A 2,430-nucleotide genomic window follows, 5' to 3' on the forward strand; every position below is an offset into this window, starting at 1 on the left:
CGCTACCCCTAACATCTGAGGAGAGATATCAACCCCAACCACCCTGGCGCAGCGCTTAAGCAGGCCAGGTACAATCGCACCGGTCCCCGTACAGAGGTCCATGTAAACACCGCGAGGATTATGGGGAAGGCCCCCGACTAGTTTTTTCTCCCACAAACGGTGCAACCCCAGGCTCAACACCCAATTAAGGAGATCGTAGGTTGGAGCTATCTTATCGAACATTTGCCGAACCTCTTGTGTGTTGTTCGGCAGAGTCTGGTTAGTAGTATCCTGGATTGAGTTCATAGGATGTAATAGGTATAGCATAAATGAAGCCACTTTGTAACTATTCACTATCTATGTCATCTACTACCCGTGGCTTTATTGAATCAACCCTTTATGCACTAATTAGGCTCTCGCCTGCCCTGGCGGCACTCCTAGTTATCGAGCTTCCGAGCGACTCTAGCCAGGCGACCCTTATAATCGGCAGGCTCCTAATCCTCTTCATTATCCTTGTGACGTGGAATATGACTGAGGGCACCCTGATGCTCTGGCTCAAGGCCAAGCAAGCTGGCAAAGCTCAGGCGCGTGGGTACGCAATAGTAGCTGCGATCTTTGGAGTATGCGTGCTCCTCCTCTTTCAATTCTTTAGGATAAGAGCCTCTCAGGAGCTATTTATACTGCTACTCGCTGCCCTATCGCTGCGCGGCATGTCACGCGCCGGATGGGAGCAGGGGCGTCCTCAGGTAGCCATACTTACTACCTTTGTGGGGCATACATTCACGGCGCTGCTCTCGCTACTATGCTGCTTCTCAGAGCTTAGCTGGCCGATGGCTACCTTTGCTCTCGCCATCGGTGCCGCGGTTAGCGCGGTAGAAATGACCTGGAACACCGTCAAGCTTACAGGCCCTGGAGCTGTGCGGTGGGTCCCTGCCCTCTTTCGGGTCTCCCTCGTACTGGGCCCCCTACTGGTAGCAACCATGGCACTGTTAGGACAACTTTCCCCGCATTACGTACTTGTCTACGCTACCCTCTTCCTGGTGATCCCTATCCTAAGGGGGTTAGCAAAAAAGGGCGCAGGGATCCCCCACTCGCTACGCGGAGTTGCTGGAGTTTACCTACTCTTTGTGGCTATCATGATTGGGTGCCGTTTATACATATCGAATAGCAATTGAGCTTCGTAGGTGGTGCATCATAATGATCTCGTTTCAGTCGATCGAAATAAAGGTTAATGCTCAGGAGCGCCTTACTCAGGAGGAGGGCGAGTTTCTGTTCTCTTACCCAGATCTCTTCGCCGTTGCGCGCCTGGCCCATACGGTTAGATTTCGCTTGCACGGCGGCACTACATACTACAACTGGAACCTGCATTTAAATTCTACAAATGTGTGTGAAGCGAACTGCCTCTTCTGCTCATTTGCACGGCTCAAAACCGGCATGCCGCAGGCCTATACTATGCAGGTTACTGATGCCGAGCGCTGGATTCGTGAACGGTACAAGGTCGGCATGACCGAGATCCATATCGTTAACGGACTTAATCCAGACCTTGATTTTGATTACTATCCGGCTCTGCTAAGGATGATCCGGCGCGAGTTTCCAGCGTTACATATCAAGGCCTTTACAGCGGTCGAGATTCATTATTTTGCTCAACGCTACAAGATGAGCTACGAGGAGGTCCTCGGCGCCCTTATGGAGGCGGGCTTAGCATCCCTGCCGGGGGGCGGAGCTGAGATCTTTGCCGAGCGGGTGCGTAATAAGATCTGTCGCGATAAAGCTAACGCAGATGAGTGGCTTGAGGTACACCGCGTTGCGCATGTGCTTGGCCTAAAAAGCAACTGCACGATGCTCTACGGCACTATTGAAACCGCTGCGGAGCGGGTCGATCATATGCTGCGGCTCCGAGCGCTACAGGACGAGAGCGCCGGCTTTCAGGTCTTTATTCCGCTAGCCTTTCACAACGAAGGGAACAGGATGGAGCGCCTTAGCGCCCCAACTGCGGTTGATGATCTGCGTGTAATAGCGATTAGCCGCCTAATGCTTGATAACATTCCACATATCAAGGCCTACTGGGTGATGCTCGGGGTAAAGAGCGCCCAGATAGCGCTCCTTGGTGGTGCAAACGATATCGACGGAACGGTCACCGAGGAGAAGATATACCATATGGCTGGCTCGCACTCGCCGGACGCCCTGCCGCTAGGAGAGATCCGACGGCTAATCGAAGCCGCTGGATTAACCCCGCAGGAGCGCACAACCACGTATGAGATCGTTAACAGAGCGGCCTAAGGGAGTCTGATTAGACTACTTATATAGCGCTAATGTGCTAGCCAGAACCACCAGGATAGGCACCGCTATCCAGAGCTTCTTAGCGAGGCACTGGCTCTTGTAGGCTAACGCTGCGAAGGCTCCCAGCAACAACCAGATGATGAGCTTTCCACCGATCCAGCTTGGAACTCC

General features: G+C 53.1%; 3 protein-coding genes. 2 read left to right on the forward strand and 1 reads right to left on the reverse strand.

Annotated features, from left to right (window positions below):
• A partial coding sequence (locus tag NTV65_11430; protein MCX6115807.1) for a class I SAM-dependent methyltransferase occupies positions 1–285 on the reverse strand: 285 nt, incomplete at its 3' end.
• Positions 286–338: 53 nt separating this feature from the next.
• Between NTV65_11430 and NTV65_11435 the strand changes: the two genes are divergently transcribed.
• Together NTV65_11435 and mqnE are read left to right on the forward strand one after the other, a co-directional pair.
• Positions 339–1,154, forward strand: a complete 816-nt coding sequence (locus tag NTV65_11435) for a hypothetical protein (GenBank protein ID MCX6115808.1) — start codon at positions 339–341, stop codon at positions 1,152–1,154.
• Positions 1,155–1,176: 22 nt separating this feature from the next.
• The gene (gene mqnE, locus NTV65_11440) at positions 1,177–2,259 is read left to right on the forward strand and encodes an aminofutalosine synthase MqnE (protein ID MCX6115809.1); all 1,083 of its coding nucleotides are present in this window, start codon (positions 1,177–1,179) and stop codon (positions 2,257–2,259) included.
• Positions 2,260–2,430: the final 171 nt, after the last annotated feature.

The organism is Pseudomonadota bacterium, assembly GCA_026390555.1.
Taxonomy (GTDB): Bacteria; Bdellovibrionota_C; UBA2361; order UBA2361; family OMII01; genus OMII01.

Bases quoted from the DNA above. Each gene is read 5' to 3' on its own strand.
- NTV65_11435 (MCX6115808.1), top strand. From the start codon at position 339: ATGTCATCTACTACCCGTGGCTTTATTGAATCAACCCTTTATGCACTA.
- mqnE (MCX6115809.1), top strand. From the start codon at position 1,177: ATGATCTCGTTTCAGTCGATCGAAATAAAGGTTAATGCTCAGGAGCGC.